Raw genomic sequence first — 8945 nt, forward strand, 5'->3', positions numbered from 1 at the left:
AAATTTATTGTTTTTAAACTAATTAAAAAATAGATTTTTTATTAAATCTTATAATTTCAAAGTATTTTACAAGTTTAAAAACTTAAGAAAAAAATTTTATATACTTTTATTTTCATAAGATTTAACTAAAGTTTACTTAAACTTATTATTCAATGAATTTTAATTATATTTAATTAAAAAATAATTTTAATTTATTAAAATATATTATTAGTTATTCATTTTTTATTTTAATATTTTAATTTGGATAATTTTAATATTAAATAAATAATTTGTTTTATAATTATATTGAATATATCTGTAATATTTATAATTACTTTATATTTTATTAGTGGTGATTAAATGAATTTAAAAGAAAACCTTGATCTTGCACTAAGTGGTGAAGAAGTAGATATAAAACCAGTTATTAGTGTAACTCAAATAGGACTTACTGAAGCAATGGAAAAAGTTGGAGCTTCATGGCCTGAAGCACATAAAGATCCTGAGTTAATGGTAAAATTAGCAAGTGCACCATATAAATTTGCAGGATTAGAATGTATTAGGGTTCCTTTTGGTTTAACTGTTGAAGCAGAAGCTATGGGGGCTACAATTGATTTAGGTACTCCAACAAAAACACCTGAAGTTAAATCTTCTCCTTTTGAAACTGCAGATGATATTGAAATACCAGATGATTTCTTAGATACTGGCCGTATTCCTTCTGTTTTAGAAGCAATTGATATTGCAAAAGAAGAATATCCGGATGTTCCAATAATTGTAGGAACTACTGGTCCATTTACATTAACTGGTCATTTACTTGGTATTGAAAATTTAGTAAGATTAATAAAAACAGAACCTAGTGATGTTGAAGATGCTATAGAAAATTGTTTAGATGCATGTATGGATTATGCTGAAGCAATTATGGAACATGAACCTGATGTAATTTGTATTGCAGAACCTACTGCTTCTCCAGAACTTATTGATCCTTTACAATTTAAATCTATGATTAAACCATCATTAGAAGATTATGCTAATTTTATTGAGGATTCTAAATCAGTTTTACATATTTGTGGTAATAGTCAAGATATTGTTGCAGATATGGCAACTATTGGCTTTGATGGAATAAGTATTGAAGAAGCTGTTAACATTAAACAAGCAAGAGAAGACATTGCAAAAGTTGGTCAAAATAATAATGGTTCTTGTGCAATAGAAGGTAATGGTAGTTCTGTTATTGTTGGTAATATTTCTACTTCAGAAACATTATTTACTGGTTCTGTTGATGATGTTAAAAATGATGTTAAACAAGCATTAGATGATGGTGTTGATGTTCTTGCACCAAGTTGTGGTTTAGCACCTGCTTCTCCTATTGAAAATATTAAAGCAATGGTTGAAGCAAGAAATGAATATTATAATTAAAATTAGTATTTATTTTTTTTGTTTTTTTTTTTAAAATGAGTTATTTATCAATTTATTTATTTTATTTTTTATTTTTTTTAAAGGAGTTATTTATTAACTTATTTATTTTATTTTTTATTTTTTTTAAAGGAGTTATTTATTAACTTATTTTTTTTAAAAAAGAGTTATTTATTTTTAGCTTATTTATTAAATTGGTATTAATTTATTTTTTGTTTCTAAAATTGTTTGTTTAATTTTTTTTTATTTATTTAAACTGATATTTAATTTATCTTAAATTTAAGAAGTTTAAAACTGCTTTATATTTAAAATTATTTATTAAATTAAGTTTCTGTTTTTTATTTTATTTTAAAAAAAGTTTTTTAATATAATGTTTTGTTTAAAAGATATTTTTTTTGAAGTTCTAATTTTAAAATCAATATTTTTTAATTAAATATTATTTATTTTATATTTAAAATATTCAAGAAAAGTAAATATAAAATAATTAAGTTTCATACTATTTTTAATATATTTTATAAAATAAATATTTTTTAAAATAGGTTTCATACTATTTTTAATATAATTATTTACTTATCTAAGGATATTGAAACTAGTATACTTGCAATATTTCCATCTTTTGGATTATAACCATATTTTTCTTTAAGGTATTCATCACTATGTGTTGATGGAGAAGAAGATACTACATTTGAAATACCATCAATATTTTCAAGTTCTGGAAATGCTACAGGAGGTAATATGAATGATTTTTCATTAATATACCTATTATTATGTTGATTTTTATCTCTAAATATTACAAAATCTTCACTTAATAAGAAAGCATTATCATCATTTCTATATCTTTCTCTTTCTTCTTCATTAAATATTTCATGACCTATAATTTCTCCATCTTGTCCTGCTAAAATTATAGTAGGTGATGGTGGAAGTCTGAAGTATCCTTTTTTAAAAACAACAAAGGTAATATCTTGCTTAAAACATTCTTTCATTCCTTCATTAACAACAGGTATAATATTTATATCAATGTTTGATTCAATATCAATTAAATCTAATATTTCTTTATTTGAGAGCTTTTCAACTTTTATTGTACCTTTCATATTAGAAATAATTTTTTTTGCTTTTTCTATTATTGTCTTATTTTCATTCATCATATACTAATAATATTTTAATTTTTATATAATTTTTTATTAATCTTGTTTTTATTATGAGTTTAAGATTTTATTAATTAAATTTCTATATTTTTCTTTTTTATTTTGATTATTTTTAATTAATTTAGAATTATTTAATAGAATATTTTTTATATTTTTTAATTTTAATTATAGGAAATTTCATTTTATAATGTTTTTTAAATTAAAATTTTTTATTTTTTCTAAAATCTTTTTGAATTTATTTTTAAATTAATATTGTTTTTTATATTTTTTTTATAATAATATAGTTAAGTTAAAATAAGGATTTAAACATATATTATTATAATATAATATTCACCTTATTTTTAGGTGATTTATAAATATGGTGATTTAATGAAAAATGGGGCCAAATTAGCTTTAGAAGATGGAACTATTGTAAAAGGTGAATCATTTGGTTATGAAACAACTAATGTTGGTGAAGTAGTATTTACAACTGGTATGGTTGGTTATACTGAATCATTAACAGATCCTTCTTTTAATGGACAAATTTTGATGTCTACTTACCCATTAGAAGGTAACTATGGAGTATCTGTAGACGATTATCAATCTGATAAAATTCAAGCTGAAGGATATGTTGTAAGAGAAGTTTGTAATAAACCTTCAAGATATACTTCTCAAAAAACCTTAAATGATTTTTTAGAAGAGTTTGAAATTCCAGGTATCAGTGGAATAGATACTAGATATTTAACTTTGAAAATTAGAAGATATGGATCTATGAAAGGTGCAATTACTACTGAAGATATTAGTGATGAAGAACTTTTAGATTTAGCTAAAAGTCAGAAAAGTATTACTGATTTAGATCTTGTACCTGAAGTATCTACTAAAGAAGTAAAAATTTATGGGGAAGATTATAAGGATAAAGTAGCACTTATTGATTGTGGTGTTAAAAATAATATCATTAATAGTTTTCTTAATATTGGTGTTGGTGTTGTTCGTGTACCTTATAATTTGAATTATAAAGAAATTTTAGATTATGATGTTGATGGTTTAATGGTTTCATGTGGACCTGGTAATCCTGATAGATTAGAAGAAACTGTTAGTAATATTCAAAAATTATCTAATAGACTTCCTGTTTTTGGTATTTGTATGGGTCAACAATTAATTGCTAAATCTTTTGGTGCTAAAATTTTTAAAATGAAATTTGGTCATAGGGGAGTTAATCAACCTGTAAAAGATCTTAATACAGGTAAAGTTTACATTACAAGTCAAAATCATGGATTTTCTGTTGATGCAGATTCTTTAAAAGATAGTGATTTGAAACTTACTCAAATAAATTTAAATGATGGAACTCCTGAAGGATTTACTCATAAGGAGTTACCACTTAAATCTATTCAATATCACCCAGAAGCGGCACCTGGCCCAAATGATACTAAATCATTATTTGAAGAATTTAAAGAAACTATTGAAAATTATTAATTTTATAAAATATTTTTAATTTGTTAATAAATTTAAATATAATCTAAATTTATTTAGAATTTTATTTATTTAATTTTAAATTTTTTTATTTATAAAAATTAAATTCTATATTTTTTATAGAATTTTAATATCATTATTACTTATTTGATTTTAGAGGAGAAGAAGGATAAAATGCCTATAAACAAGGATATTAAAAAAGTACTTATAATTGGTTCTGGTCCTATCCAAATTGGTCAAGCTGCAGAATTTGATTATTCAGGTTCTCAAGCATGTAAATCTTTAAGAGAAGAAGGTATTGAAACTGTTTTAGTTAACAGTAATCCAGCGACTATTCAAACTGATATGGATATGGCAGATACAGTTTATACAGAACCTTTAACACCGGAAATTGTTGCAAAAATTATTAAAAAAGAAAATGTTGATGCAATACTTCCAACAATGGGTGGACAAACTGGTCTTAATATTGCAACTGGTCTTGGTGAACTTGGAATGTTAGATGATATTAAAGTTTTAGGTTCAAATCTTGAGACAATTAAAAATGTTGAAGATCGTGATTTATTTGCATTATTTATGGAAAAACTTAATGAACCTATTCCAAAATGTCATGCAGTAAATTCTATTGATGAAGCATTAGAAGCTATTAAAGATATTGGTTATCCTGCTATTGTAAGGCCAGCATTTACTTTAGGTGGTACTGGTGGTGGAATTGCTCATAATGAAGAAGAGCTTATTCATATTACAAGACATGGTTTAGATATGAGTTTTATCAATCAAGTTTTAATTGATGAATCTGTTCTTGGTTGGAAAGAATTTGAGTATGAAGTAATGAGGGATTCTAATGACACATGTATTATTGTATGTAATATGGAAAATATAGATCCTATGGGTATACATACTGGTGAAAGTGTTGTTGTTGCTCCTGCTCAAAATCTTGAAAATGATTATGCTCAAAGATTGAGAGATGCATCTATTAAAATTATACGTGCATTAGGTATTGAAGGAGGATGTAATATTCAGTTTGCTGTTAAACCAGAAACTGGTGAATATAAAGTTATTGAAGTTAATCCTAGAGTAAGTAGAAGTAGTGCTCTTGCATCTAAAGCTACTGGTTATCCTATCGCTAAAATTTCCTCTAAAATCGCATTAGGTTTAACTTTAGATGAAATTCAAAATGATATTACTAAAGAAACTCCAGCATCCTTTGAACCTACTTTAGATTATGTTGTTGTTAAAATACCTAGATGGCCATTTGATAAATTTAAAGGAATAAATAGGGAAATTGGAGTTCAAATGAAAGCAACTGGAGAAGTTATGGCTATTGGAAGAACTATTGAAGAAGCTCTTCAAAAAGCTTTAAGATCTCTTGATTTAGGTTATGATGGTTTTGAATATATTGAATATACAAAACATGATCTTGAACATCCAACTGATTTAAGACTTTTACAATTATATTCTGCTATTAAAGATGGTGAAGATATTGAAGAAATCTCAGAAATCACTGATATTGATACTTTCTTCTTAAATAAAATTAAAAATATTGCTGATTTTGAGAAAGAAGTTAATTATGAAAAACTTCAAAATCCAGAATACTTTAGAAAAGCTAAACAACTTGGTTTTACAAACACAAAACTTGCAAAATTAACAGATAAAACAGTAGGTGAAATCTGTGAACTTCAAGAAAAATGTCATATTGTTCCTAGTTATAAAATGGTAGATACTTGTGGTGGAGAGTTTGAAGCAAAAACTCCATATTACTATTCTTCTTATGATAAAGGGGACGAATTAGCTTTAAGTGAAGATAAAGATAAAAAAATTATTATTATTGGTGCAGGACCTATTAGAATTGGTCAAGGTATAGAATTTGATTATTGTTGTGTACATTCTTCTCTTGCACTTAAAGAAGAAGGTATTGAAACAATTTTAATCAACAACAACCCTGAAACTGTAAGTACTGATTATGATATTTCTGATAAATTATTCTTTGAACCTTTAACATTTGAAGATGTAATGAGTATTGTTGAAAGAGAAAAACCTGATGGGGTTATTGTACAATTTGGTGGTCAAACTTCTATTAATTTAGCAGTTCCTCTTGCTAATGCTGGTGTAAAAATATTAGGTACTTCATATGATAGTATTGATATTGCTGAGGATAGGGAAAGATTCACTAAATTATTAAATAAACTTAATATTCATCAAGCACCATTTGGTCTTGCTCATTCATATGATAAAGCTAAAGAAGTTGCTGAAAAAATTGGTTTCCCAGTACTTGTAAGACCATCATATGTTATTGGTGGACGTGCAATGGAGATTGTTTATGATAACAATGAACTTGAAGAATATATGAAAGAAGCTGTAAAAGTTTCACCTGAACATCCTATTTTAGTTGATAAATTCCTTGAGGATGCTATTGAACTTGATGTAGATGTATTATGTGATGGTGAAGATGTATTTATTGCAGGTATTATGGAACATATTGAAGAAGCAGGTGTTCACTCTGGAGATTCTGCATGTGTAATTCCTCCTCATACAGTACCTAAACATTTAATTGATGAAATTAAAGAAGATACTAAAAAACTTGCTCTTGAACTTAATGTAATAGGTTTAATGAATATTCAATATGCTGTAAAAACTGATACTGAAATGGTTTATATTATTGAAGCAAACCCACGTGCAAGTAGAACTGTACCTTTTGTAAGTAAAGCTATTGGTGTACCTATTGCAAAAATTGCAACTTTATTAATGACAGGATATAAACTTAAAGACTTTGGTCTTACAAAAGAGATATCTATTGATCATGTTGCAGTAAAAGAGTCAGTATTCCCATTCTTAAAATTACCTGAATCTGATACTATTCTTGGTCCTGAGATGAAGTCTACTGGAGAAACTATTGGTATTGATGATACATTTGGAGTTGCATTCTATAAATCACAACTTGCTGCAGGTATGAATTTACCTAAAAAAGGTAAAATATTTATAAGTGTTCGTGATAAGGATAAAAAGAAAATCCAAACAATTGCTGAAAAAGCTCATAATTTAGGTTTTGAAATTTGTGCAACAAGAGGTACTGCAAATGCTGTTGAAGGAGTTCCAATAGAAGTTGTTAAAAAAGTTTCACAAGGTTCACCAAATATACGTGATTCAATATTAAATGATGAAATTGATTTAATAATTAATACTTCTTATGGTAAACAAGCTGCACTTGATGGTTATATTATTAGACGTTTAGCTATTGAACTTGGTATTCCTTATGTAACAACTCTTGCTGGTGCAAGAGCTGCACTTGCAGCAATTGAAGCTGTTTCAAATACTGAAATTAATGTTAAATCATTAAATGAACATTCTGGTAGAAATTTTGATTTAAATCTTAAAAAATAGTTTTTATTATTTTTTTAATTTTTGCTATTTTTTTATATAATTTTTATTTATTTTTTATTATCTACATCTAAATTATTATTTTAATATATTATTGAATTAGATAGTTTTATTTTAAAAGTTTCTTTTTTTTATTTAATACTAATTTTTTTCTTTTAAATATTTTACTTAGATCTTTGTTTATTTTATATTTTCTTAAGATTCTATTTTTCATATTTTAGTTTTAATTTTTATTTTTAAAATTCTAAGATTTTTGATTTACTTCAAAGTATTGAAAATAAATAAGATTAAGAATTTTTATTTTAATTTTTTTTAAATATTTAATATTTTTATATTTTTTATTAATTCTCTTTTTATTTATCTTCTAAATTAATAAGATATATTATTTTTTCTTTTTTTAACTTGATTTCTTTAATTTTTTTATTATTTTTTTATTTTAATTCTAAAATTAATATTTTAGATTAATTTTGGAATATCATAATTTAATTTTAATTTTTTAAGATTTTTTAACTATTTTATTTTTATATTTTAAACAGTTTTCATAATTTTTCTTTTTTTATTAAATTTATTTCTATTTTTTACAAGGATTAAATAGTAATATTTATATATAATGAGTATACTTACCTTCATTAATCTTTTAATTATATATAAATAGTTTATTTTTTTAAATTTTATAATAAAATTTTTTATTACATTTTAATAAAATATTATTATTTTTTAAATTAATTGTTTTATATTTATTTTTAATTTAAAGATTTTATTTTTATTATTTATTCTAAATTTTAAAATTTTAATGATATTTTTTTATATAAGATTTTAATTATTGTTAATATTATTTAATATAATATATTATTATATTGATATTATAATTAATAATTATAATACTATTATAATTAATATAATTAATTATTGCAATTATATCTATTTAATTTTGAGTGTGTTGTTACTCTCTGTATAGTATGTGCTATGTGTTATATGGCGTTGGTCTAAGTTAAAATGTATAATCACATTATGACTATGATGACTGCTTTTTCCGCATATAGCAAAATTTCATATTTATATTTATATCAATCATTGTTATGATTGTTTCATGAGGACCTAATACTTAGTATTAGGTGTGATGTTGGTTTAGTAGATGTGGTGATATTTGATTGTTGTGTTTTTTTCTTTTTTGTTTGAAAAAGGGAAAGATTGTGACAATTATGATTTTTTTATTAAAAAAATTTTGTTTTACTCGTCTATAATTCTTTTTTTTATGTACTTCTGTGTGTATGTATGTTTTCTGTCAAATCTGTTTGATCCTGGCAGAAGCTACTGCTATTGGGATTCGATTAAGCCATGCAAGTTGAACGAACTTTTTGGTTCGTGGCGTACGGCTCAGTAACACGTGGATAACCTACCCTTAGGACTGGGATAACTCCGGGAAACTGGGGATAATACTGGATAGGCAATTTTTCCTGTAATGGTTTTTTGTTTAAATGTTTTTTCGCCTAAGGATGGGTCTGCGGCAGATTAGGTTGTTGGTTGGGTAATGGCTTACCAAGCCTATAATCTGTACGGGTTGTGAGAGCAAGAGCCCGGAGATGGAAC

4 protein-coding genes and 1 rRNA gene are annotated in these 8945 nt (G+C 24.8%); 4 read left to right on the plus strand and 1 reads right to left on the minus strand.

The annotated features are described in order from the left end of the window. The first annotated feature begins 339 nt into the window (after positions 1 to 339). Positions 340 to 1389, plus strand: coding sequence for a methylcobamide:CoM methyltransferase MtaA (gene mtaA / locus T523_RS05140; RefSeq protein WP_042707835.1), 1050 nt, complete (start codon positions 340 to 342; stop codon positions 1387 to 1389). Positions 1390 to 1952: 563 nt separating this feature from the next. On the opposite strand, the gene T523_RS05145 is transcribed toward mtaA, so the two are convergent. Continuing rightward, positions 1953 to 2528: a hypothetical protein gene (locus tag T523_RS05145; protein ID WP_042707836.1), complete on the minus strand. Its 576-nt coding sequence runs from the start codon at positions 2526 to 2528 to the stop codon at positions 1953 to 1955. 372 nt (positions 2529 to 2900) lie between these two features. Here T523_RS05145 and carA point away from each other — a divergent pair, with 372 nt between their 5' ends. The 3 genes from carA to T523_RS05160 form a co-directional block, all read left to right on the plus strand. Further along, positions 2901 to 3983: a glutamine-hydrolyzing carbamoyl-phosphate synthase small subunit gene (carA, locus tag T523_RS05150; RefSeq protein ID WP_042707837.1), complete on the plus strand. Its 1083-nt coding sequence runs from the start codon at positions 2901 to 2903 to the stop codon at positions 3981 to 3983. Between the two features lie 171 nt (positions 3984 to 4154). Continuing rightward, positions 4155 to 7358, plus strand: a complete 3204-nt coding sequence (carB, locus tag T523_RS05155; RefSeq protein ID WP_042707838.1) for a carbamoyl-phosphate synthase large subunit — start codon at positions 4155 to 4157, stop codon at positions 7356 to 7358. A gap of 1285 nt (positions 7359 to 8643) precedes the next feature. Beyond that, positions 8644 to 8945: ribosomal RNA gene (locus tag T523_RS05160) — 16S ribosomal RNA — on the plus strand; the annotation flags it as partial.

The organism is Methanobrevibacter wolinii SH (genome assembly GCF_000621965.1).
GTDB lineage: Archaea > Methanobacteriota > Methanobacteria > Methanobacteriales > Methanobacteriaceae > Methanarmilla > Methanarmilla wolinii.